This is a genomic window from Flavobacterium sp. HSC-32F16 (assembly GCF_024171645.1).
Classification (GTDB): domain Bacteria; phylum Bacteroidota; class Bacteroidia; order Flavobacteriales; family Flavobacteriaceae; genus Flavobacterium.
The window spans coordinates 712294-736952 of record NZ_JALKAC010000002.1; the positions used below are offsets into that span (position 1 = coordinate 712294).

At 33.1% G+C, this 24659-nt stretch carries 25 protein-coding genes; 9 read left to right on the top strand and 16 right to left on the bottom strand.

The window, feature by feature from the left end; translation table 11 throughout:
- Nucleotides 1–55 precede the first annotated feature (55 nt).
- Together L1276_RS09725 and L1276_RS09730 are read right to left on the bottom strand one after the other, a co-directional pair.
- Complete coding sequence (locus tag L1276_RS09725; RefSeq protein ID WP_253787241.1) at nucleotides 56–448, bottom strand: hypothetical protein; 393 nt, start codon at nucleotides 446–448, stop codon at nucleotides 56–58.
- A gap of 204 nt (nucleotides 449–652) precedes the next feature.
- Nucleotides 653–1612, bottom strand: coding sequence for a hypothetical protein (locus L1276_RS09730; RefSeq protein ID WP_253787243.1), 960 nt, complete (start codon nucleotides 1610–1612; stop codon nucleotides 653–655).
- 103 nt (nucleotides 1613–1715) lie between these two features.
- Here L1276_RS09730 and L1276_RS09735 point away from each other — a divergent pair, with 103 nt between their 5' ends.
- On the top strand, nucleotides 1716–2549 hold the full coding sequence (locus tag L1276_RS09735; protein ID WP_253787245.1) for an LA_2272 family surface repeat-containing protein: 834 nt from the start codon (nucleotides 1716–1718) through the stop codon (nucleotides 2547–2549).
- A 14-nt stretch (nucleotides 2550–2563) separates the two neighbouring features.
- A complete protein-coding gene (locus L1276_RS09740; RefSeq protein WP_253787247.1) occupies nucleotides 2564–3163 on the top strand; it encodes a CDP-alcohol phosphatidyltransferase family protein in 600 nt (199 codons plus the stop codon).
- 71 nt (nucleotides 3164–3234) lie between these two features.
- Here the strand turns inward: L1276_RS09740 and L1276_RS09745 are convergent, their stop codons facing one another.
- The 4 genes from L1276_RS09745 to L1276_RS09760 form a co-directional block, all read right to left on the bottom strand.
- Nucleotides 3235–5370 (bottom strand): polyribonucleotide nucleotidyltransferase, encoded by a 2136-nt coding sequence (locus L1276_RS09745; RefSeq protein ID WP_253787249.1) that lies wholly within the window; start codon nucleotides 5368–5370, stop codon nucleotides 3235–3237.
- 177 nt (nucleotides 5371–5547) lie between these two features.
- Entirely contained in the window at nucleotides 5548–5814 is a 267-nt protein-coding gene (rpsO, locus tag L1276_RS09750; RefSeq protein ID WP_253787251.1) for a 30S ribosomal protein S15, read from the bottom strand.
- Between the two features lie 247 nt (nucleotides 5815–6061).
- Nucleotides 6062–6757, bottom strand: a complete 696-nt coding sequence (locus L1276_RS09755) for a hypothetical protein (protein WP_253787253.1) — start codon at nucleotides 6755–6757, stop codon at nucleotides 6062–6064.
- Nucleotides 6758–6792: 35 nt separating this feature from the next.
- The gene (locus L1276_RS09760; RefSeq protein WP_253787255.1) at nucleotides 6793–7248 is read right to left on the bottom strand and encodes a GAF domain-containing protein; all 456 of its coding nucleotides are present in this window, start codon (nucleotides 7246–7248) and stop codon (nucleotides 6793–6795) included.
- Nucleotides 7249–7319: 71 nt separating this feature from the next.
- On the opposite strand from L1276_RS09760, the gene xrtF reads away from it, so the two are divergent.
- From xrtF to L1276_RS09790, 6 genes are all read left to right on the top strand, one after another.
- Nucleotides 7320–7856, top strand: a complete 537-nt coding sequence (gene xrtF / locus L1276_RS09765) for an exosortase family protein XrtF (RefSeq protein ID WP_253787257.1) — start codon at nucleotides 7320–7322, stop codon at nucleotides 7854–7856.
- Nucleotides 7846–8292, top strand: coding sequence for an exosortase F system-associated protein (locus tag L1276_RS09770; RefSeq protein ID WP_253787259.1), 447 nt, complete (start codon nucleotides 7846–7848; stop codon nucleotides 8290–8292). The genes xrtF and L1276_RS09770 overlap by 11 nt, the downstream gene beginning before the upstream one ends.
- 47 nt (nucleotides 8293–8339) lie before the next feature.
- The gene (locus tag L1276_RS09775) at nucleotides 8340–8738 is read left to right on the top strand and encodes a hypothetical protein (RefSeq protein ID WP_253787260.1); all 399 of its coding nucleotides are present in this window, start codon (nucleotides 8340–8342) and stop codon (nucleotides 8736–8738) included.
- 112 nt (nucleotides 8739–8850) lie between these two features.
- On the top strand, nucleotides 8851–10857 hold the full coding sequence (locus L1276_RS09780) for a TonB-dependent siderophore receptor (protein WP_253787263.1): 2007 nt from the start codon (nucleotides 8851–8853) through the stop codon (nucleotides 10855–10857).
- 43 nt (nucleotides 10858–10900) lie between these two features.
- Nucleotides 10901–11245, top strand: a complete 345-nt coding sequence (locus L1276_RS09785; RefSeq protein WP_253787265.1) for a heavy-metal-associated domain-containing protein — start codon at nucleotides 10901–10903, stop codon at nucleotides 11243–11245.
- 129 nt (nucleotides 11246–11374) lie between these two features.
- On the top strand, nucleotides 11375–12055 hold the full coding sequence (locus tag L1276_RS09790; protein WP_253787267.1) for a DedA family protein: 681 nt from the start codon (nucleotides 11375–11377) through the stop codon (nucleotides 12053–12055).
- 282 nt (nucleotides 12056–12337) lie between these two features.
- Here the strand turns inward: L1276_RS09790 and rodA are convergent, their stop codons facing one another.
- The 6 genes from rodA to purH form a co-directional block, all read right to left on the bottom strand.
- Entirely contained in the window at nucleotides 12338–13573 is a 1236-nt protein-coding gene (rodA, locus tag L1276_RS09795) for a rod shape-determining protein RodA (RefSeq protein WP_253787269.1), read from the bottom strand.
- A gap of 15 nt (nucleotides 13574–13588) precedes the next feature.
- Nucleotides 13589–15562: a penicillin-binding protein 2 gene (gene mrdA, locus L1276_RS09800; RefSeq protein WP_253787271.1), complete on the bottom strand. Its 1974-nt coding sequence runs from the start codon at nucleotides 15560–15562 to the stop codon at nucleotides 13589–13591.
- Nucleotides 15559–16065 (bottom strand): rod shape-determining protein MreD, encoded by a 507-nt coding sequence (locus tag L1276_RS09805; RefSeq protein ID WP_253787272.1) that lies wholly within the window; start codon nucleotides 16063–16065, stop codon nucleotides 15559–15561. The genes mrdA and L1276_RS09805 overlap by 4 nt, the downstream gene beginning before the upstream one ends.
- Nucleotides 16058–16888 carry a rod shape-determining protein MreC gene (mreC, locus tag L1276_RS09810; protein ID WP_253787274.1) on the bottom strand — a complete coding sequence of 277 codons (831 nt, stop codon included), beginning with the start codon at nucleotides 16886–16888 and terminating at the stop codon, nucleotides 16058–16060. Before mreC ends, L1276_RS09805 begins: the two co-directional genes overlap by 8 nt.
- A 111-nt stretch (nucleotides 16889–16999) precedes the next feature.
- Nucleotides 17000–18028, bottom strand: coding sequence for a rod shape-determining protein (locus L1276_RS09815; RefSeq protein ID WP_008466528.1), 1029 nt, complete (start codon nucleotides 18026–18028; stop codon nucleotides 17000–17002).
- Between the two features lie 57 nt (nucleotides 18029–18085).
- Nucleotides 18086–19612, bottom strand: a complete 1527-nt coding sequence (gene purH / locus L1276_RS09820) for a bifunctional phosphoribosylaminoimidazolecarboxamide formyltransferase/IMP cyclohydrolase (protein ID WP_253787276.1) — start codon at nucleotides 19610–19612, stop codon at nucleotides 18086–18088.
- Between the two features lie 164 nt (nucleotides 19613–19776).
- On the opposite strand from purH, the gene L1276_RS09825 reads away from it, so the two are divergent.
- A complete protein-coding gene (locus L1276_RS09825) occupies nucleotides 19777–21024 on the top strand; it encodes an ABC transporter permease (RefSeq protein WP_253787278.1) in 1248 nt (415 codons plus the stop codon).
- Between the two features lie 276 nt (nucleotides 21025–21300).
- Here L1276_RS09825 and L1276_RS09830 read toward each other — a convergent pair whose 3' ends face one another.
- From L1276_RS09830 to fbaA, 4 genes are all read right to left on the bottom strand, one after another.
- Nucleotides 21301–21702, bottom strand: coding sequence for a helix-turn-helix transcriptional regulator (locus L1276_RS09830; RefSeq protein WP_253787280.1), 402 nt, complete (start codon nucleotides 21700–21702; stop codon nucleotides 21301–21303).
- 269 nt (nucleotides 21703–21971) lie between these two features.
- Nucleotides 21972–22565 carry a hypothetical protein gene (locus tag L1276_RS09835; protein WP_253787282.1) on the bottom strand — a complete coding sequence of 198 codons (594 nt, stop codon included), beginning with the start codon at nucleotides 22563–22565 and terminating at the stop codon, nucleotides 21972–21974.
- Nucleotides 22566–22646: 81 nt separating this feature from the next.
- Nucleotides 22647–23501, bottom strand: coding sequence for an acetyl-CoA carboxylase, carboxyltransferase subunit beta (gene accD, locus L1276_RS09840; protein WP_026728501.1), 855 nt, complete (start codon nucleotides 23499–23501; stop codon nucleotides 22647–22649).
- 81 nt (nucleotides 23502–23582) lie between these two features.
- Nucleotides 23583–24650, bottom strand: coding sequence for a class II fructose-bisphosphate aldolase (fbaA, locus tag L1276_RS09845; protein WP_110305799.1), 1068 nt, complete (start codon nucleotides 24648–24650; stop codon nucleotides 23583–23585).
- Nucleotides 24651–24659: the final 9 nt, after the last annotated feature.

Genomic DNA, 24659 nt, shown 5'->3' on the forward strand with positions numbered 1-24659 from the left:
TGATGTACAAAAAAACATCATTTAAAAAAATGATGTTTTTATCTATTTATTGAATTTATTCCCCAACACCTGTTGTTGTTCCTCTAGATGTTTCTGGGTCGATATCACTTAAATAAGATATCACTTTAGTGATGTTCTTCACGGTATCAGATGTATAATCTACTTCTACATACCAAACATCATAAGTTTCTGGTGTCTCTTCATCCCAGTCATAAGTAAAATAAATTTCAACAGTAGTATCATTTTCTATTAGTTTTCCAATGACAGGATTTTGTGAATCTTTAGAGTTGATGTATAAAGTAGCACAGATTTTTAAAGTACTTATCCCTTGATTTTTGTAAATTTTTGCCGAAGCTAAAGGAGAAATAGGAAAAGTTAGGTTGGTTTTGTCTACGAATGCAAAATCGTTTGTGTTAATTCTTGTGATTTGGATGACGTTAAAGTTCATAACAAGGTTTTTAGGGTTAATAAATTTATTTTTGGAGGTCTAAAGATATTTCATTTCTTTAAAAAAATGTAAGTTAAGCCCTGTTTTTTTATAATTTTTACATTTTCTTCACCAAAGAATGTGTAATATTAAGATTACGATATGGTTTAGAAAATTAAAAACCCTAATTCAAATAGATGAATTAGGGTTTTTGACTATATTTTTTCAAAAAAATAAATCGACCTGAGAATTAATCTTTTCCAGATAATAATCTATTTTCCGGATGGCTCTATTAAAAAAAAGATTTTGTTCTCTAATTCCAGATTGACCTAAAGGTATTGAGTTGGTTATTTGTTGTTTAAAAAACTGATGAACGTTTTTACAGCTGTCTTCATTATCTGTAATAAAATAACCAAGTAGAGTGTAGGGAACAAACATGGTTAGTTTTTCTTCAGTTTCTATAAGCATATTATTATTCAATAATATAAGTTCGTTGTAGTAAAGGGCAAAATTAGTATCGCTATTACATCTTTCCTGTATAAAATTTATAATTCTTTTTAAGTCTTTACAAAGAGCATTCGCATTTTTTAGATTTAAAAGACCAGCTTCATAAAAATAGAGAATTTGTTGTAAACTGCTGTTTATAGTAGTATCGTTCCAAATTTCATTTACCTGCGCGTTTTCATATGCTTTTTTTAAGGTTTGCATATATTCTGAAAATGATTCTTCGATTACAAAATTTTCAAATGATACTTTCTTCTGATTCGTATTTAAAAGGTTCAGCCAGACAAAAGCCTTAAATTTTGATAAAATGGTTCCATCCATAAAATAAAACAACGGAATGTCTTTAGCCGAATAGTATAGTTTTGTTTTGGGATTTTTTGTCAATATTTCAACTTGCTGTGCAGATGCTTTAAAATACTGAAGCATATCCTTTAAGTTCTCAATCTCGATTGTTTTTTCAACAATAACTTTTTCTCTTTTTGAAAATAAATTGTCCAGCGAAATATTAAAATGATCCGCTAATTTGATGGTTTCATCTATTGAGAATTTACTTTTTTGGGAAATTCTTCGATGCGATGCATCATAACTGATTTCCAGAATTGAGGCAATTTCTTCTATCAACGAATCTGATTTCGAAATTTTGCTTCTAATGACTTTTAAGAATGATTCCTGATATTTCATAATTTGCGATAATCACAAATGTAAAGATTTTTTTTATTGGTTTACGCAAATTGATATGCGATAAATGCAATAGGTTTGTCCTGTAATTTAAAAAAGAAATAGTATGAAAATGATAAATCAAGTTAGAAACCTCAAATCGTTTAGTCGTTTTTACAGTGCTCAGTTTGTTGGAATAATGTTGTTTACTTCACTATGCTTTGGACAGGATGATCAAAAGAAAATGGCAGATACTTTGGTCAGCAGCATTCCTGCAAACTCTTTTACAGTATTTGAATTAGAAAATGTTGATCTGCATTATTTCAAATGGAAATCAGATGATAATTTAAGAAATGACAGCATCAAGATTTTTAGCTTATCGCCAATATCTAAAAAAGTTAATAAAGTAAATGGTTTTGCATTGGGAGTAGGTCATTATGAAAACAAAAACATTAATCTTCAAACTATTAATGGATTAAATGTTGAAGCTAGTCCGTTGTCGTTAGCTTTGTTCACCGTTTCAATTAATGTTCCGTTTGAATCTCTTTTGGTTGGAATAAATGATAATGTTATTAGTAATGCGGCATTTTTTGATGATTGTACTGATACTTACATTAAGATCAATGGATTAAATATTAGTTCAGGAGGATTTATGGGAGGTGCAGAATTAAGAGGTATAAACATTTCGATAATTTCAGGGATGAATAAAATGAACGGACTCTCTGTTGGAGGGATATTAAGTACGAAGAGTTTTTCTGGTGTGAGTATTTCGGGATTGGCAAATGTGTCTGATTCTGGAAACGGGATTCAAATTGGATCGTCAAATGTTTCCAGAAGACATAACGGAATTCAGATTGGATTGTTTAATAATTCTAAAGAATTAAGAGGAATGCAGTTTGGTCTTTGGAATACAAACGGAAAACGTCAACTTCCTTTTATTAACTGGCAGTTTAAAAAATAAAAAAAACAGAAGAAATGAAAAATATACCTATTTTACTTATCGCTTTCAGGCTTTTATTAGGCCCGATTTTAATAACACTAACGTATAATTTTGGAACCGAAATTAGAAAAGAACTAGTTGTTTTAATTTTTCTTGGATTACTTTCTGATATTTTCGACGGAATTATTGCCCGCCGAGCAGGGACTTCTTCAGAAAAACTTCGGAGAATGGATAGTCAGACAGATTTGGTTTTTTGGTTGTGTGTTGCCTGGTGTTCGTGGATATTAAATCCCGAAATAATAATAGAAAATGCCTATCCAATCGCTGTGATTTTCGTAATGGAAGCATTGACTTATGTTTTCAGCTTTATGAAATTTGGTAAAGAAACCTGTACGCATGCATTTCTTTCTAAATTATGGGGAATTACTTTATTGCTTGCCTTTGTTGGAATGATTGGTTTTGGGTATTCTGGAATTACATTTTCTTTAGCAGTTATTGTTGGAATCGTCGGCCATATAGATGTTTTGCTTATTATACTTATTCTTCCAAAATGGACATTTGATGTTCCCAGTTGTTATCATGCCTATTTAATTCGCAATAAAATTCCATTCAAAAAGAATAAACTATTTAATTAAACTTAAAAACCCCAATTCAATTAATGAATTGGGGTTTTCTATAAATAAACCTTTAGTAAACTAAGATCTGATTACTCTTTTTTCTCCTCGCGTGGAGGTCTTGGAACAAGTGCTTTTTTAGACACTTTTTCTTTTTTAGTTTTAGGGTCAACTCCTAAGTATTTTACTTGGAAAACATCTCCCATTTTAACTACGTCAGCAACATTTTCAGTACGTTCCCAAGCTAGTTCAGAAACGTGTAATAAAACTTCATTTCCTGGCGCAGCAGTATATTCAACTACAGCTCCAAAATCTAACATTTTAATTACTTTAACTTCGTAAGCTTCTCCCATTTGCGGCTTGAAAGTGATTGACTTAATTTTAGCCAATACTGCTTCAATTCCAGCTGGATCTGTACCTAAGATTTCGATAACACCTTGCTCGTCAACTTCGTTGATTACAATAGTTGTTCCGGTAGCTTTTTGTAATTCCTGAATTACTTTTCCACCAGGTCCAATTAATGCTCCAATAAAGTTTCCAGGAATAGTTCTGGTAATGATTTTTGGTGCATGAGCTTTTACATCAGCTCTTGGAGCAGCGATTGTCTCAGTTAATTTTCCTAAAATGTGTAAACGTCCATCACGAGCCTGAGCTAAAGCCTGTTCCATAATGTCATAACGTAAACCATCAATTTTGATGTCCATTTGACAAGCAGTGATTCCATCAGCAGTTCCGGTTACTTTAAAGTCCATATCTCCTAAGTGATCTTCGTCACCTAAAATATCAGACAATACAGCAAATTTCTCTCCGTCAGTGATCAATCCCATAGCTATACCAGAAACTGGTTTTACCATTTGAACTCCAGCATCCATCAAAGCCATTGTTCCGGCACAAACTGTTGCCATAGAAGAAGAACCATTAGATTCTAAAACCTCAGAAACAACACGAATTGTATATGGACAATCTGCAGGAATCATATTTTTTAAAGCTCTTTGAGCTAAGTTACCGTGACCAACTTCTCTTCTTGAAGTTCCTCTTAGTGGTTTTGCTTCACCAGTTGAGAAAGGAGGGAAGTTATAGTGTAAGTAGAATTTCTCTTCACCTTGTTCAGATGGAGAATCGATTTGGTTAGCTTCTCTGGAAGTTCCTAAAGTTACTGTAGCCAAAGCCTGAGTTTCTCCACGTGTAAATAAAGAAGATCCGTGTACTCTTGGTAAATAATCAGTTTCACACCAGATTGGTCTGATATCTGTAGTTTTTCTACCATCTAAACGAACACCTAATTCTAATACTACATTACGAACAGCTTCTTTGTTTGTTTTGTAGAAATATTTAGAAACTAAATCGCCGTCAGCAGCTAATTCTTCTTCAGTAAATAAAGCTTTTACTTCTTCTTTTACTTCAGCAAATGCAGCGCCTCTTTCGTGTTTAGCTGAACCAACCTTTGCAATAGCATAAATTTTATCGTATGCAGCAGCTTTTACTTTTTTGTAAATGTCTTCGTTTTCTTTCTCACCTTCGTAAGTACGAATTTCTTTTTTACCAAAAGCAGCTTGTAAACGTAATTGTGCTTGAATTTGAACTTTGATAGCTTCGTGAGCAAACTTAATAGCTTCGATCATTTCAGCTTCTGAGATTTCTTTCATCTCACCTTCAACCATGGCAACAGAATCCATAGAAGCTCCAATCATCATATCGATATCAGATTTTTCTAATTCTTCTCTGCTTGGGTTAATCACTAATTTTCCGTCGATACGTGCAACACGTACTTCAGAAATTAAGTTGTAAAATGGAATATCTGAAACAGCTAATGCTGCAGATGCTGCTAAACCAGCTAAAGCATCTGGCATAACAGTTTCGTCATGAGACATTAATTGAATCATAACTTGTGTTTCAGCATGGTAATCGTCTGGGAAAAGCGGACGCAATACACGGTCAACTAATCTCATTGTTAATACTTCGCTGTCGCTTGGACGTGCTTCTCTTTTAAAGAAACCTCCCGGGAAACGACCTGCTGCTGCAAATTTTTCGCGGTAATCTACCGTCAATGGTAAAAAATCAACGCCTGGGTTTGATGTGCGAGCTGAAACTGCTGTTGCAAGAATCATAGTGTCGCCCATTCTTACTACTACAGAACCGTCAGCTTGTTTTGCTAAACGTCCTGTCTCGATTGTGATGCTTCTTCCATCACCTAAATCGATTTTTTCTACAAATAATTGTGGAATCATAAATTTTTTCCTTATTGATTATACAATGGGTTTTAGTTGTGTTGTAGTGTTGTTGTGTGTAGTTGTTGTAATCTAAAACCCAATGAAAAACCAAACTTTTTTTCTTGTAATATGCTTGTAAGCAGTTGTAATTGTAAAAACAAAAAGAGGCACTTTCGCACCTCTTTTCTATATTGATTATTTTCTGATATTCAATACTTTGATAATCTCACGATATCTGTTAATTTCTTTCTTTTTCAAGTAATCCAACAAAGATCTTCTTTTACCTACTAATAGTACAAGAGAACGTTCTGTGTTGTAATCGTGACGATTTTTTTTCAAGTGTTCAGTTAAGTGAGAAATTCTGTAAGTGAACAATGCGATTTGAGCTTCAGCTTTACCAGTGTTTTTTGCATCACCGTGTTGTGCGAAGATTTCTTCTTTTTTTTCTTTACTTAAATACATTCCAATATTTATTTAATGATTTTTATGTATGTCGTACATCCTTTGTAAGACGGGTGCAAAATTAGATTAAAAAAACAGAAAAATCAAAAAAAAATAGAAGAATCTAAAAATAAGACCCTAACAAATTCTTTTATAATGATTTGAAGGCCGTTTTTAGCTTAAAAATGATCTATTTATAATGGTCAAATCAAATGAAAAAACAGGAGTGAATATTCTTTAAAAATAAGTTGAATTTGACCTTATAAATTTACTTTGTTTTCTGAACCTTCTTGCCTGTTTGTTTTTCATTTAAAGACGAATAAGAAAATTTTATGTTGTTTTCGTCTATGCTTATTCCAGAAATCAAAATGCCTTTATCATAATTATCAACAAAGGTAATTTTGCGCACCATATCATTTCCCTGCCAAACATCTTGTTTTAAACCATTTTTGACAACTCCTTTTTGTGTTACAAATTGATCTGTTTCTTCATATTCGCCATTTCCGTCAACAACAGTTTGATTTTTATTTTCATCCCAAAAATTAAGAATTAAGGTTTGAGATTTTTTAGTTTTCGGATCCCATGAGTTTTGTTTCTCAGACTTTTTGCTTTGGTTTTCGTACCAGTTAATTTCTTTGCCGGACTTATGATCGTCTGAATAATTTACAACAGACTCTTTTGTTCCGTTTTTGTAATAGTAAATAAACTCGCCGTCTTTTTTCAGGTTATCTCTGTCTAAAGTTGCGCCTGTCATTTTCTTTCTTCCGTTTTTGTAAAAATCAGTTACCACATACCGAACGCTTTTCTGCGAATAATTTGTAATTACTCTCGTGTAGATATAGTTCTCGGGTGTGGCTTCACGATTTAAAGAGTCAAGAAAAATTTTCTTTGAGACTACATTAATTTGTGCAAATAGATTAGCTGAAATTATAAGGTGAAATACTATGAAGATGCTTTTTTTCATTCAGATCTATTTTTTATACATTAAAAATAGGTCTTCTAGAATAATTGAGCAACTTCTTGATTCACAAACTCCAGAAATCTTTCATCAGCTTCTGTAAAAGGATCTATAACATGGCTGTCAATATCAATTTGACCAATGTTAATTCCGTTTACAAATAAAGGTACTACGATTTCAGATTTAACAGTTAAACTGCAGGCTATATAATTGTCTTGCGCTTTAACATCCGGCACTACAAAATTAGCATTACTTTCGGCAACCTGACCGCAGATTCCTTTCCCGAAAGGGATAACGGTGTGGTCAGTTTCTGCACCAACATACGGGCCTAAATGAAGCGTTTTGTTTTCGTGGTTGGCAAAATAAAATCCTACCCAATTGTAATATTCTATATTTTCGTTTAAAAGCTGGCAGACTTCTAATAGTTTTTCGTCTCTAACTTTGTTATTATCAGCTATAATAATGCTTATTTTGGGTTGTAATTCTTGAAATGTCATGATTTGAAAATTTTATACAAAAGTATTTAAAGCTAAACTCAAAAAATACATAAATTTGAAAAAAAAATCTGTTGAGAAAATATCTAATTCAATTCAAGCCATTTTTAATTTTTATCGGAACTTTTTTTGCGGCTTATATTGCACTTACTGTTGTCTATAAATTTTACCTTAACAGTCTTAAAGCCGATGAAGTAGACGCAGTTACCAGCTGGGTGGGGCATAATGTGGAGCAATTGCTTTCGGCATTCAATTATGATATTAAAGTACAGCAGGGTTTTGCTTCTCCGTGGTTAGAAGTATGGTTCAATACTAAATATCAAATTCGTATTGTTGAAGGTTGTAATGCAGTCAGTGTTATCATTTTATTTGTCTCGTTTGTACTTGCTTTTTCAGGTAGACTAAAAGTTACACTGCTTTATATTTTGTTTGGAATAATTTTTATTTATATCCTAAACGTTGTTAGAATAGCATTGTTAACGGTTCTTTTATTTCATTTTCCTGATCAGTCACATTTGCTCCATGGTGTTTTATTTCCATTAGCTATTTATGGATCTGTTTTTTTATTATGGGTAATTTGGGTAAATAAATTTTCAAAATATGCTAAATAGAATACTGGAGCAAAAAAAGAAAATTGCTGTTTCAGTAATTATTATCGTCTGTTTTGGATTAATTCGAGCTTTTGAAAAAACATTGTTTTACGATCCCTTATTGGATTATTTCGAAACTACTTCTAAAAATGTGCCTTTGCCCAATCTTGATTTCTTTAAGCTCTTTTTTAACCTGTTGTTTCGTTTTACATTAAATACAATTTTGTCACTCGTTTTAATTTATGCACTTTTTAATGACAAAGGAATTTTAAGTTTTAGTACATTTTTATATCTATTTTTTGGAATACTGCTTTTTGGAGCATTTTTTATAATTGTTGGATATTTTCCTGAAAACAGCTGGCTTCTTTTTTATGTACGTCGATTTATAATTCAGCCCATATTTGTATTGTTATTTATTCCTGCATTTTATTATCAGTTTCAAAATTTTAAAAAATAACATTTCATTTAGAATTTTATTCAAGCCATTTTTGGTACTTTTGCCGTATGAGTTTAAAGAAATGCACAGTATTGTTTTTAGCGTTCCTATTGTTGGTTTCCAACACAGGGTTTGCTTTTGATGTACATTATTGCGGCGGAAAAATCGCTTCAGTTTCTTTAAACACTTCTGCATCGGCATCTCCTGAAAAAAAATGCTGCGGAGATAAAGAAGGAAAATCATCTTGTTGTAAAGATAAAGTGGTTCATCTTGAAAAGAAATCAGATGATGCTACTTTTAAGATTTTCTTTTTTCAGCTTGCATTTCCGGCAGTAATTCAGGAATACAAACCCATTGCGTTTTTGTCAATTCCAAATTTCAAAAACAATCAAGTCATTTCGTATTATTCAGATGCAAATGCGCCCCCCTTATTCAAATTATATAATCAATACATTTTTTATTCCTGATTTTAATATTTAGAATCAAGCCTCCACTGTATGGCTTGTATTGTGTTGTTTGAATGTTTCGTACTCAAGAAACTTTAAACATAAATTCTAAATAATATTAAAATCTTTTTTTATGCAAAAAAATATCATGCTTTTTGTGGTGTTTTTGCTTTCTGTTTCTGTGTTTTCACAGGAAGATTTAGAGGAAGTAAAAATCACAAAGAAGCAAAAAGGAATTAAAAAATCTTATACGCTCACTTCAAATACTACTTTAATTACCAGCAAAGAACTTTTAAAAGCGGCTTGTTGTAACCTGGCCGAAAGCTTCGAAACAAATCCATCAATTGATGTTAATTTTTCTGATGCTTTAACAGGAACTAAACAAATAAAAATGCTTGGATTAACAAGTCCGTATTTAATGATTACCGAAGAAAATATTCCTTCGGTACGTGGTGCTTCACAAGCTTATGGTTTGTCTTTTACGCCAGGTACCTGGATCGAAAGTGTTCAGATTACTAAAGGTGCCGGAAGTGTTATTAACGGCTACGAAAGTATTTCGGGACAAATTAATACTGAGCTTTTAAAACCATTAAGCGATATTCCATTTTTCGTAAATGCTTATGGCTCTACCGATTCCAGATTTGAGCTGAATACCCATTTCAATAAAAAATTATCTGACAAATGGGCAACAAGTCTGTTTGTTCACGGAAATGCTCGTGTGGCAAAAAACGACATGAATGATGACGGATTTCTAGACAATCCTCTAGGAAAGCAAATCAATGTTTTAAACCGTTATCAATATTATGATCCGGAAAGTGGTTTGGTAAGTTTTATCAATTTTAGATATATGAATGATAAAAAACAAACCGGAGAAGTTGATTTTGATAAAGATCGTGATCGCGGCACAACAAACCTTTGGGGATCTGAAATCAATACAGAACGTTTTGATGTTTCGACAAAAATTGGTTACGTTTTTAAAGATATGCCGTATCAGAGTATTGGTTTTCAAAATGCCTTTAATACTCACAAACAAGATTCGTATTTTGGTTTGAATCTATATGATATTAAACAAAATAGCTTTTATTCGAATTTAATTTTCAATTCGATTATCAACAATACGATGCACAAGTTTACAACAGGTTTAAATTTTACGTACGATCAATATCAGGAATTTGTGAATGCTAATGATTACAGCCGAATCGATAACTCGATTGGAGCATTCTTTGAATATACTTATGACAATACAGATAATTTCAGCATCATTTTAGGCGGAAGAGTTGATAATCATAACCGATTGGGTTTTTTCGCAACACCGCGTCTGCATGTGCGATACAATCCATGGAAGGATGCAGTACTCCGTTTTTCTGCAGGAAGAGGAAAACGTTCGGCTAATATTTTTGCAGAGAATCAACAACTTTTCGCAAGTTCAAGAACGTTCTCGATTTTAGATAAAAATGGAAAAATATATGGTTTAAATCCTGAAATTGCCTGGAATTACGGAATTAGTTTTTCTCAGAAATTTAAACTTTTCGGTAATAATGCCGATGCCGGATTTGATATCTACAGAACCGATTTTCAAAATCAGGCAATTGTAGATATAATGCAGAGTCCGCAGGATGTTTTGTTTTATAATTTAAAAGGAAACTCTTTTGCAAACAGCCTTCAGGTTGAGTTTAATTATGAGCTTATTCATAACTTAAACTTAAGAACGGCTTATAAATATTATGACATTCAAACTGATTATTTGAGAGGAACTTTTCAGCGTCCACTTCAGGCAAAACATCGTTTTCTTGGTAATTTAGAGTATGAAACGACTTTAAACAAAGATAAACAATGGAAGTTTGATTATACTTTTAACTGGTCAGGAAAGCAGCAATTGCCTTACACAGCTTCAAACCCTGCTGAAGATCAGTTTCCTGATTTTTCACCTTCTTATGCAGTAATGAATGCTCAGGTAACAAGAGTTTTTTCGTCTGTTTTTGAAGTATATCTAGGCGGAGAAAACATTGGGAATTACAAACAGCAAAAAGCAATTTTAGGAGCAAATGATCCTTTCGGACCAAATTTTGATGCCTCTGTAGCATACGCTCCAATTTTTGGGCAGATGTATTACGCAGGATTACGATTTAAGATAAAATAAGAACTCAAACAATAATAAATTTATAACACTAAGTAATAGACAAATGAAAAATTTGATTTTAATCGCAATGATCACTTTTTTAGGATTTTCGGCTCAGGCTCAAACTAAAAAGAATAAAAATTTAAAATATACGACAGAAGTAAACGGTAACTGCGAACAATGTAAAAAACGTATCGAAAAAGCAGCGTATGGTGTTCCGGGAGTAAAGACTGCATCTTGGGATGTCAGTTCGCATCAATTGGCCGTAATTTTGAATGAAGAGAAATCTTCTCCAAAAGATTTAAATCTGGCAATTGCAAAGGCAGGTCACGATACTAAAGAGGCTAAAGCAACTGATGCCGATTATGATAACTTGCATTCTTGCTGCAAGTACGAAAGAGAAAAATAATTTTTTAAGCCCGAGTTTATAATTCGGGCTTTTTTAATAGTTAATTTATCTTTAAAATATGGCTTTTAATTGTGGTTAAGGCAAATTATTGTTAATTTCACGAACTTATAAATATAACCAAATTCATTTATGAGTAATTTTGATTGGACCCAGTTAATAAACCCTGAATTTTATATCACTTTAAGCATCGGAGGTTTTCAAATTGGGTTGTTTATTGTTCTGTTTATTGTTTTTGCAGAAACAGGACTTTTCGCAGGTTTTTTTCTGCCAGGAGATAGTTTGCTGTTCTTAGCTGGTATTTATAGCCGCGATTTAATGCAAAATGTTGTTCATATTCCAAGCGATTTCATTAATGTATTTTTACTTTCAACGGCTGTTGCCGTTATGGGGGTTTTAGGTAATATGACGGGATATTGGTTTGGTGCAAAAAGCGGTTATTATTTATTTAAAAAAGAAGACTCATTCTGGTTTAAGAAAAAGTATCTTTTGCAGTCAAAAGACTTCTTTGAAAAATATGGAGGAAAAGCAATTATTTATGCGCGTTTCCTTCCAATCTTTAGAACTTTTGCTCCTATTATTGCTGGAATAGTTTCTATGGATAAAAAGAAGTTTATGTTTTATAATGTTTTGAGTTCTTTTTTGTGGTCATTCATTTTAATCTTTGCTGGACATTATTTATATGGAGTGTTCTTAAAACAAGGTATAGATCTAAAACACCACATAGAATATATCATTATTATAATTGTTATTATATCAACATTTCCGGTTATTCTAAAACTTTTGAAGAAGAAACCTGTTGAAAAAATATAATTCTATAAAAGCTAAAAACTAAAAAGTCCGAAGTTCTAAACTTCGGACTTTTTTTTATCTATTGCCAAGGTTTGAACTTTGGTATGTAGATGTTTATGTATATAGCGGTTGGAAACTGCCGGCAATGTTTATGCGATAAATTGAGTTTGAAATGTACGCAATAAAAAAGAAAAGCTTCGACTCAGTATTTTAAAATCTGAGTTGAAGCTTTAAATTATTTATTATTCAGAAAATTATTTCTGCAAATTGAATTTAAATCTTTGAGTATTTAAATATTACCTATTACCATTCATTTACTTTATTAGCATCCATTTTCAAGAAGATAAACAGCAGAATAGTGAATCCCCAAAGTCCGGAACCTCCATAAGAAAAGAAGGGCAGAGGAACCCCAATTGTAGGGAATATGCCAATGACCATTGCAATATTTACAAAAAAGTGTATAAATAAAATTCCGGCAACGCAGTAACCATAAACCCGGCTGAATTTTGTTTTTTGTCGTTCGGCTAAATAAATTACCCTTAAAAATAAACCCGTAAAAAGTAAAATAACAGCCAAAGAACCTGCAAATCCCCATTCTTCACCAACTGTTGTAAAAATATAATCGGTATGCTGTTCAGGAACGAATCCTCCTTTAGTTTGTGTTCCTTCTAAAAAACCTTTTCCAATCCATCCTCCAGATCCAATAGCAATTTCAGATTGATTTGTATTATATCCAATACCTTTCATGTCAACCGTTTTTCCTAAAAGGATATTAAAACGATCTCTGTGGTGCTGTTTAAAAACATTGTCAAAAACGTAATCTACAGAAAGAACAAATCCCGAAATAAGAGCAAGTAAAATCGCACTTAGAAGAATGTTTCTGTCAACTGCTCTGCCTTTAAAATGTATAATAATAAGCACGCCAAGCGCTATTAGAATTACGACATAAGGTTCCAGGATCAGAGTTAAGACAAATAATAAAATAGTGATAAAACCAGTCCAGACATACCATGATGGTAATCCTTCTCTAAACAATACCAAAATGAAAACACTGTAAATTAATGCACTTCCAGGATCGGGTTGAGGTAAAATAAGTATTACAGGCAGGAAAACAATTGCTAATGCTTGTAATTGCCTGTTAGTTTCTTTAAGGTTAATTTGTGTGTCGCTTAAATATTTGGCTAATGCCAATGATGTAGCGGCTTTTGCAAATTCAGAAGGCTGAATCGTAAAACTTCCAATTGCATACCAACATCGCTGACCTGCAATAGTTTTACCAAATAAAAACAATCCTGCCAAAGATAACAGTGCAACACCAAAAATAATACTGGCATATTTTTCATAAAATTTACCATCAACAAAAAGCACAACAAAGATCAACGGAATCGTACATCCGATAAAAATAAGCTGTTTTTGATATGTACCATCAGTTGATAATAAGGAAGACGAATAGATATTCAGCCAACCTAAAGTTACCAGCGCAATGTAGATAAAGACACTTATCCAATCGATATTATTTTTTACACTCTGATTTTTCATTTGAAATAATCTTTCTTAATTTTTCTTAGTAGTGTCTACCGCTGTTTTTTTAACTTCAGTTTTTGGTGCCGTTGTAACGGGTGCTTTTGGTTTTACGATTTTTGCCTGCAAGACAGAATCTTTAGGGACAGACTCAATTTTAAGAGCTTCACTTATTCCGCCTAACTTAGCATATTCTGAAAGTAAACTTTTGTTTAATACTCTTACTTCCAGGTCAGTTCTGGTAATCTTATGTCTTAGGTATTTTTCGATCATTAAACTCGCAATCGGACCAGCGACTGTTGCTCCAAAACCTCCATTTTCAATCATGACTGCAATAGCAATTTTTGGATTGTCTTTTGGTGCAAATGCAACAAATATAGAGTGGTCTTTAAGCTGTGTTCTTTTTCCATTAATTTTAGCAAAGTTCTCGGCAGTACCGGTTTTTCCACAAATATCAATTCCGTTTACTCTAAGAGAGTAAGCTGTACCTTTGTTGTATACATCAAACAAACCACTGATAACCGGAGGGAAATATTTTTGATCAATTGTGGTTACGTGTTTTGTTGTGAACTTAGGATCAATTTTTTCTCCCTCAATTTTCTTAATGATGTGAGGCGTGTAATAATATCCTTGATTAGCAACTGTTGCCATCATATTAGCCAGCTGAATAGGAGTCATTAAAACTTCACCCTGTCCAATTGCGTTTGATACAATAGTTGAGCTTCTCCATCCTCCGTTAGGATAAATTCTTTTGTATGTTTTTGATGTTGGAATATTTCCTTTTTTACCAATTGGTAAATCATATCCCATAAATTGACCTAAACCAAAACTTTTTACGTGATTGCTCCAAACATCAACCGCTTGTCCCGGATCTTTATACTTGTTGATAGTCAGCATGTATGCCTGTCCGAAATAGGTATTACAAGAATTGTAAATCCCGTTATGCAATTGATGAGGTCCAAAACCGTGGCACTTCATGAAACGACCACCTCCATAGCTAAAACCGTGATGGCACATAAAAGAGGTTTGTTCATTAACAACTCCTTCTTGCAATGCAACCAGACCAGTTAAAATTTTAAATGGAGAACCTGGAGGGTACTCAGCTAAAAGTCCTCTGTCGTATAAAGGTTTTGCAATCGAATCGTGATATAAAAGTGTGTAGTTTTTAGATTTTTGTCTTCCCACTAAGATACCAGGATCATAAGATGGCGCAGTTACTAATGCCAGAATTTCACCAGTTTTAGGTTCAAGGGCAACAATTCCGCCTCGTTTATTAATCATCAACTCCTCACCGTATTTTTGAAGTTCGGCGTCAATGGTTAGGTTGATGTCTTCTCCGGCAACGGCAATCGTGTCGTATTTCCCTTCTTTATATGGGCCGATTTCTCGGTTGTATTTATCTTTTTGAATGTATTTTACACCTTTTACGCCACGTAAAATTTCTTCGTAGCTTTGCTCTACACCTTGTTGTCCAATTAAATCTCCACTGTTATAGTATGGGTTTTTGGCAATTAAATTTTCGTTTACCTGAGTAATGAAACCAAAAATGTTGGCACCATAATCTACTTCGTAATCACGCAGGGAACGTTTTTGAAAATAAAAACCTTCATATTTTCTGATTTTCTCCTGAAAAGCAGCAAATTCGTTTTTATTTAATTGTGATAAGAAAACCGATGGAAGTCTTGGACTATAAACTTTTGCCTTTGCGATTCTTTTATCATATTCTTCACGAGTGATATTTAATAACGAGCAAAACTCTGTAATGTTTATATCTTTTCCAATTTCTCTTGGGATAACCATGATGTCATATGAAGCCTGATTGGCAACCAATAGTTTACCATTTCGGTCGTAAATGTAACCTCGCTCAGGATAATCATAGGCTTTTTTAATCGCATTATTTTCTGATTTCAGTTTGAATGAATCGTCAATAATCTGCAGATAAAATATCCGAATCACTAGCAAAGATGCTGCAATAATAATTAAAGAGGGCAGCAGAACTTTTCTCATCGTTTATTGGGCTTTATAATATAAATTATTATAATTGAAGTGATTATTGTAAATATAGTGCTAAACAGCGTTCGCAGTAAAATATCTATTATGAACTTAAACTGAAAAGCTTCCAGTGTAAAAAGTACAATATGGTGTAATAAAACAGATACTAATATAAATGAGAACCGTTCGGGCGTAAGGGAATCATTTAGTTTAATAGTTTGGTATTCATAACTTAAACCAAATGAAAATTTAAAGAAATAGGGCCTGTAATACGCTAGTATAACGCAGGCTGTAGCATGAATTCCGCCTGAATTACAGAACATATCCATGACTAATCCCAGCAGAAAACTGGAAATAATAAGTCCGGCTCTGTTACTGTTTACTGGGTATAAAATGATATACAAAATATATGGAAAAGGACTTATGTAGCCTAAAAAATTCATGTTATTAAAAATAACAACCTGAATTGCCAGCAACATGATAAATCGAAAAATATTTACTAACAAAGCGCTACTCATCTTTTCCTTTGCTTTTGTTTTCTAAATTAATAAGTTCTTCTCTGTCCTTACTCTTAATAATATATACATGTCCTAGGTTTGTCATATCATTAAATAGCTTAACGTCTATAACATAGTAACTTGTATTCTTTTTAATGTAAATCTTATTTACAGTTCCAATGTTTATTCCTTCAGGGAAAATTACTGATTGTCCTCCTGTAACAATAGTGTCACCTTTTCTGATAGAAGCTAATCTAGGAACATCTTCCAGCTGAACAAATCCTGTACTTTTTCCATCCCAGGTTAAAGAACCAAAGTGATTTGATTTTTTGATTTTAGCATTAATCTGCGATTTCATATTCAAAATACTAACCACAGTTGAGTAATTTGGCGAAGTATTGTCTACAACTCCAATTATTCCTAAGCTATTAATAACACCCATATCTTGTTTAACACCTTCATTTCTTCCAGAGTTTAAAGTGATATAGTTTTCGTGTGTATTATAAGAGTTGTGAATTACTTTTGAAACGATGATGTCGGCAGGTTTAACTCCTTTTATACTATCTGGCAGTGGTGCTTTTGTAGTGTCTTCTTTATTAAATAAAAGACTTTTTAACCTTGCGTTTTCAAGTACAAGTTCGTCATTTTCGGCTCTTAAACTCAAATATTCGTTTACACGATTGATTCTTTCATAAACACCTCCGCTTAAAAAATTAGCTGAACTGATTACTCTGCTTCTGTGATAGGAATGCGATTGAATTGTAAGAGTCAACGAAATACCTAAAAGCAGCAAAAACAGCAATCGATTACTGTTTCTTATAATGAAATTAAAAATTTGCTGCATTTCGTGTCTGGTTATTTTGTTTCAGGATATGCTTTAAGGTTTCAAATTTATTAGAGTCAAATATTAAAAATTTGACTCTAATAAAAGTATATTGATTGTTATTTTTAAATCTTATTTGATTAAGATACTTTTAAATTTCGCGATGTTTTTAAGAGCCATTCCCGTACCGCGAACAACTGCTCTTAATGGATCTTCGGCAATGTAAACAGGTAAATCTGTTTTTTGAGAAATACGTTTGTCAAGACCTCTTAACATAGACCCGCCACCAGCTAAATAAATACCAGTGTTGTAAATATCGGCAGCTAATTCAGGAGGAGTCTGAGATAATGTTTCCATTACAGCATCCTCAATACGCTGGATCGATTTGTCTAATGCTTTTGCAATCTCACGGTAAGAAACATCAACTTGTTTTGGTTTACCAGTAAGTAAATCTCTACCCTGAACTGACATATCTTCTGGAGGTCCGTCTAAATCTTCGATAGCCGCCCCAATTTGAATTTTAATTTTTTCAGCAGTACTTTCTCCAACAAAAAGGTTGTGTTGTGTACGCATATAATACACGATATCATTTGTGAAAACGTCACCTGCAATTTTTACAGATTTGTCGCAAACAATTCCGCCTAATGCGATAACCGCAATTTCAGTTGTACCCCCTCCAATGTCAACAATCATGTTTCCTTTTGGCTGCATGATATCGATACCAATACCAATTGCGGCTGCCATTGGCTCGTGAATCAAATAAACTTCTTTTCCGTTTACTCTTTCACAAGATTCTTTTACCGCTCTCATCTCTACCTCAGTAATACCAGAAGGAATACAAACTACCATGCGTAATGCAGGAGTAAACATTCTTTTTTTCAATGCTGGAATACTTTTAATGAACATATTGATCATTTTTTCCGAAGCATCAAAATCGGCAATTACACCATCTTTCAAAGGCCTTATGGTCTTGATGTTTTCATGCGTTTTACCTTGCATCATGTTGGCTTCCTTACCAACAGCAATGATTTTGCCTGATACTCTATCACGTGCAACGATAGACGGACTATCAATGACAACTTTATCATTATGTATGATTAAAGTGTTTGCGGTTCCAAGGTCTATCGCAATATCCTCGGTCATGAAATCAAAAAATCCCATAAGTTTTTTAGGGGTTTAAAATGTTATAAAATTATTTATCGAACAAAGTTAAACAAATTAATGTTTAAAATGACGTGTTCCTGTAAATACCATTGCAAGATTGTTTTCATTGCAATAATTTATGCTTAATTCGTCTTTTATTGAACCTCCTGGCTGAATAACAGCAGTTATTCCTGCTTTTTTAGCTAATTCAACACAATCCGGAAATGGGAAAAATGCATCACTCGCCATCGAAGCGCCTGTTAAATCAAATCCAAAAGCTTTTGCTTTGTCAACTGCTTGAACTAAAGCGTCAACTCTTGAAGTCTGACCTGTACCTGAAGAAATTAATGTTCCGTTTTTTGCAAATACAATAGTGTTTGATTTTGTATTCTTGCAAATTTTCGAAGCAAAGATCAAATCTTCGATCTCTTGAGCAGTAGGTTCTGTAATTGTAACGGTTTTTAAATGCTCTTTATTATCCGTAATATTATTTCTGTCCTGAATTAACATACCATTAAGACAAGTTCTTACTTGACGAGATGGTAATTCAACTTCGTTTTGAACTAAAATAATTCTGTTTTTCTTTTCTTGTAAAACTGTAATGGCTTCATCATCATAACTTGGAGCAATTACAACTTCACAGAATAATTTGTTGATTTCCTGTGCAGTAGCTAAATCAATTTTAGTATTTGCAATCAAAACACCTCCAAATGCCGATGTAGGATCGCAAGCCAAAGCTGCTAAATAAGCTTCGCTTATGGTTTTTCTTGAAGCTAAACCGCAAGCATTATTATGTTTTAAAATTGCAAATGTTGGTCCGTCAGTCTTAAATTCATTTATTAAGTTTACAGCTGCATCTACGTCTAATAAGTTATTGTAAGACAACTCTTTTCCATGAACTTTTTTGAACATAGCGTCAAAATCTCCAAAGAAAAATCCTTTTTGATGTGGGTTTTCACCATATCTTAAAACCTGTCCATCGGCAATACTTTCTTTATAGATTGTTTCATCTGTATTGAAATAGTTAAAAATAGCACCATCATAATGAGAGGAAACATGGAACGCTTTAGTTGCTAACAATCTTCTGTTTTCTAGAGTTGTTGCTCCATCTTGCTCTGTAATCAAATCTAAAAGTAAACTATATTCATTAACCGAAGCAACAATTACTGTGTCTTTGAAATTTTTTGCACCCGCACGAATTAAAGAAATCCCGCCAATATCAATTTTTTCAATAATATCTTGTTCGCTTGCGCCAGAAGCAACTGTTTTTTCAAAAGGATACAAATCAACAATTACTAAATCAATTTGAGGAATGTCAAATTCTTTCATTTGCTGCACATCACTCTCATTATCCTGACGATTTAAAATTCCGCCAAAAATTTTAGGGTGTAATGTTTTTACTCTTCCGCCAAGAATTTCAGGGAAAGAAGTAATATCTTCTACAGGAACTACCGGAATTCCAAGGTTTTTAATGAAATCTTCTGTTCCTCCAGTTGAGTAAAGTGTTACGTTTTGCTCGTGTAATTTTCTAACGATTGGCTCTAATCCATCTTTCGAAAAAACAGATATTAACGCTGATTGTATTTTTTTAGTTGTGCTCATTGTGTAGTTATGATTTTCAGACTGCAAAAGTAGTTTTTTTATATATTATTTTAAAAGATTTAGTGTAACAATCTCGCAAAAAAATCTACTGATGAGTAAGTTAACTTTTATTAGGTTTTTGTTTTTAAATTATTGAATTTTACTTGATTGAAAAATACTACTATATGCTTCTTTATCTAAGATTATTAAAAGAAAGTCTAAGCTTTGCCATAAACGCTTTGCGAAATAATAAACTACGTACTTTGTTGTCGTTATTAGGCGTTACAATTGGTATTTTTTCAATAATTGCCGTCTTGGCTGCAGTTGATTCTTTAGATAAAAAAATCTCTAAAGATTTGAGCAGCTTAGATAAAAATACGATTTATTTAATGAAATTCAACTTTGGACCATCGGAAATTCCACAATGGAAGAGAGAGCAGTTTCCAAATGTAAAATATGATGAATACGTAGGATTGAAAAATTCCATAAATAATACAGATCAGGTAGGTTACCAGCTTTTTGTAAATCATGAAACTTTAAAGTACGATTCGAAAACGGTTGCAGATGTAAACATCGTTCCGTCTTCTTTTGAAATGGTCGATATCGATGGGTTAAGTTTTGATAAAGGAAGATTTTACAACGAATCCGAATCGAACTCGGGAACAGCCGTTATTGTTTTAGGGTATGAAATTGCTCAGGGACTTTTTGGAGATATGGATCCGCTTGGAAAAAACATTCGTCTTTACGGACAGCGTTTTACCGTAATTGGAGTAATTGCAAAACAAGGAGCAGGTTTTTTTGGAGACAGTAATGATACTTCGGTTTATTTGCCGGCAAACTTTTTACGCCGAATGTATGGCGACAGCGATGCCATGACTCCGGTAATTGTTTTAAAACCAACAAAGGGTGTAGATATGGAAGCTTATAAAGCTGAAGTAGCACAAAAGTTAAGAGCAATCCGCGGTATGAAAGCCGGCGAAATGGATAACTTCTTTATCAACGTGCTTTCTGGTTTTACTGATTTTATTGATGGAATTCTGGGACAGATGAATGTTGTAGGATGGATTATCAGTGGATTTTCTCTTTTGGTAGGCGGTTTCGGAATTGCCAATATTATGTTCGTTTCGGTTAAAGAAAGAACGAATTTAATTGGAATCCAAAAATCATTGGGAGCCAAAAACAGATTTATATTGTTTCAGTTTTTATTTGAAGCTATAATTCTTTCTGTAATTGGCGGTATTATTGGTTTATTGATGGTTTGGGCAATTGCTGTTATCTTAACAAAAGCATTGGATTTTGAATTTGTACTAAGTTTTGGAAATATAATCTTGGGTACAACTTTAGCAGCTCTTATTGGGTTGATATCCGGAATCCTGCCTGCAATTTCTGCTGCAAATTTAGACCCGGTTGAAGCGATTAGAACGGGAATGTAAAGAATGTTTGTTTTTGACCAGCTTGGAGGAAGATACTAACGGGGGTCATATAACTTGACAAAAAAAAGCAAATGCAATTATTTCTATTTGTATATATCAATGCATTAATGGAAACAATGGGATTCATCTCAATGATAAAATAATTTCTAGAATAAATAGATTGAATTTGGGAATTGATATAGATCAATATGTTTATGCAGAAGAATCAAAATAAAAAAAGTCCTAAGAAGCAATTTCTTGGGATTTTTTGTAGAATTCAATACGTTTTTGAAAACCTTATTTATCTTTTAATAATTTTTCCAAGTACTCAGCTTTTTCTTTTTCCGACTGCAGCATACGCTCATAAAGTTCAATAACTTTATCTAATGGATTGAATGTACAATGAGTTGGATTGAACATTCCATTTATTCCAGTACTAGTGCTATTGTCATAAAAACTATTAAAATAATTTATCATATTTTCTTCGGTAAAGTTTTTTATTGCTTCAACACTAACACCAAGTGCTTTTGCTACTTCTGCAAGTTTTGCATCTTCTATGGTTTCGCTGTTTTCCATAGCAGAAATCGACTGTTGATTTGTACCCAAAGCCTGCGCAAGAGCTTCCTGCTTCATATCTTTAAGTTCACGAATACGGCTTATTTTTCGTCCTATATGATTTGGTTTTGTTGCTGTGCTCATAGTTCAAAGATATTTATAATGCTTTAATAAAAATTGGTTTTGGTAAAAAACAAGTCCGTTTCTGTAAGATACATTTTTTAATAGTTCGCTTGGGATAAAACTATTATTGCAATAACAAAAATACAATTTTTCAGACAAGTATTAATCAGTTGAGATTGAAATTACAAGTCAGGAAATATTCCGTAGAAACGAAATGTCGGTAGCAACGAAATTTATTCCGTTGGAGAATAGAAATCCCGCATTCAGAAGTTCCGTAGGAACGATACATTTTATTTAGGAAGTTTAATTTTTGACTTGTCCCATTTAATTTCGACTGAAAAGTAAGAGTAATTATTTTTCTTGTATTTCAAAACAGTATCTTCTTCTTGCGTTGTTCTTCTAATTGCATAAGCTTGCAGTTTATTTTTATTTATAAAATTGAAAAATGAAGTGTTTTTTATAGTGTCAGTTTGAGATGCAACAATTAATATTCGCCTATTTTTCTCTTTGCTTAGAATGTTTTCTGATAAAAAATCACTTATACTTGTTTGAGGTACTTTTATAATATCTTTTGGTTGTAAATCCAAAAAATACGGTAGTGTATCATTTTCTCTACCTGTGCCACAGCCAATTCCAATATATCTATTTTGATAATAATAAAAATCACCTTGTTTATCAATAATAAGCTGGCTTTCGCCATAAAATCCTTTAGGTCGTAGTGCTACTGTATTGCTGTTTTTCTTTAATGAGTCAGCATACTTATCGAATTTTTCATTTTCATACGAAATAATATAAGGTTTGTTTTTGATTACAATCTTTTCTTCTTGCTTAGTGCAATTCAAAAGAAGAAAACAAACCATGAAACCAATAAAAACTCTCGCCATAGAAATAAGATTTAAATAAAGATATAAAAAAATCCCATCAGCCAAAGCGAATGGGATTTATATGTTTTAGAAGTTCGAAAACTATCGAATATCATTATTTTGAATCAAATCGATATATAAGTTGATCTTATCTTTCAATTCTTTTCTAGGCGTGATAAAGTCTAAGAAACCGTGCTCTAAAAGAAATTCAGCAGTTTGGAAACCTTCTGGTAAATCTTTTCCTGTAGTATCACGTACAACACGTGGACCAGCAAAACCAATCAAAGCGCCCGGCTCAGAGATGTTAATGTCTCCTAACATTGCGTAAGATGCAGTTGTTCCTCCTGTTGTTGGATCTGTACAAAGAGAGATATAAGGTAACTTAGCTTCTGCTAATTGAGCTAGTTTTACAGAAGTTTTTGCTAATTGCATTAAAGAATAAGCAGCTTCCATCATACGAGCTCCACCAGATTTAGAAATCATAACAAAAGGCAGTTTGTTTTTGATCGCGTGATCAATACCTCTTGCAATTTTTTCCCCTACAACAGCTCCCATAGACCCGCCAATAAAGGCAAAATCCATACAGCAAATTACAAGTTCTCTTCCTTTAGATTTTCCTACTCCCGTACGTACAGCGTCTTTAAGATGAGTTTTTTCCATTACATCTTTCAATCTTTCTGCATATTTTTTTGTATCCACAAAATGCAGAGGATCTTTTGATGTCATGTTTTTATCTAACTCAACAAATTCGTTGTTGTCGAATAAAATTTCAAAATAGGTTGCGCTTCCAATTCGAACGTGAAAATCATCTTCAGGGCTTACGAATAAGTTTCTTGCTAATTCGTCTGCATCAATAATTTTTCCTGTTGGAGATTTGTACCACAATCCTTTCGGAACGTCCATCTTATCTTCTGTCGCGGTCGTAATCCCTTTTTCTTGTCTTTTAAACCAAGCCATATTGAATGTTTTTTTTGTTTGAGGTTTCAAGTCTCAAGTTGCGAAACCTGAAACTTGAAACGTTAAACTTGAAACTTTTTATTATAGTGTATTCACGTTGTTTAAGTCAGCAAAAGCTTGTTCAAGTCTTGCGTTGAATGTTACTTCGCTTTCACGAACCCATCTTCTTGGATCGTAATATTTTTTGTTTGGAGCATCAGCACCTTCTGGGTTACCAATTTGTGATTTTAAATAGTCAATGTTTTTAACCATATAATCACGAATTCCTTCAGTGTATGCAAACTGTAAATCAGTATCGATGTTCATTTTGATAACTCCGTAGCTAATTCCTTCTCTGATTTCTTCAAGTGTAGAACCTGAACCTCCGTGGAAAACGAAATCAACTGGATTATGTCCAGTGTTGAATTTGTTTTGAACGAAATCCTGAGAATTTTTTAAGATTTTTGGAGTTAATTTTACGTTTCCTGGTTTGTAAACACCGTGAACGTTTCCAAAAGCAGCAGCAATTGTAAACTTAGGACTTACTTTAGATAATTCTTCGTAAGCATAAGCTACTTCTTCTGGCTGAGTGTATAATTTTGAGCTGTCTACGTCTGAGTTGTCAACGCCATCTTCTTCACCACCTGTAATACCAAGCTCGATTTCTAATGTCATTCCCATTTTGCTCATTCTAGCCAAATATTCTTTACAGATTTCAATGTTCTCTTCGATTGGCTCCTCAGACAAATCGATCATGTGAGAACTAAATAATGGTTTTCCTGTTTCTGCAAAATGTTTTTCAGAAGCATCTAATAAACCATCGATCCAAGGCAATAATTTTTTTGCACAGTGGTCAGTATGTAAAATTACAGTTGCACCGTAAGCCTCTGCTAAAGTGTGGATGTGTTTTGCTCCGGCGATTCCACCAGCGATAGCTGCTTTTTCGCCTGCGTTAGATAAACCTTTTCCAGCGTTAAATTGTGCTCCTCCGTTTGAAAATTGAATAATAACTGGCGCATTTAGTTTTGCTGCAGTTTCAAGAACTCCATTGATTGTGCTAGACCCAGTAACGTTTACTGCAGGTAATGCAAAACCTTTTTCTTTCGCATAATTAAAAATTTCCTGAACTTGATCTCCTGTAGCTACTCCAGGTTTAATGTTGTGTGCCATTGTAATTTT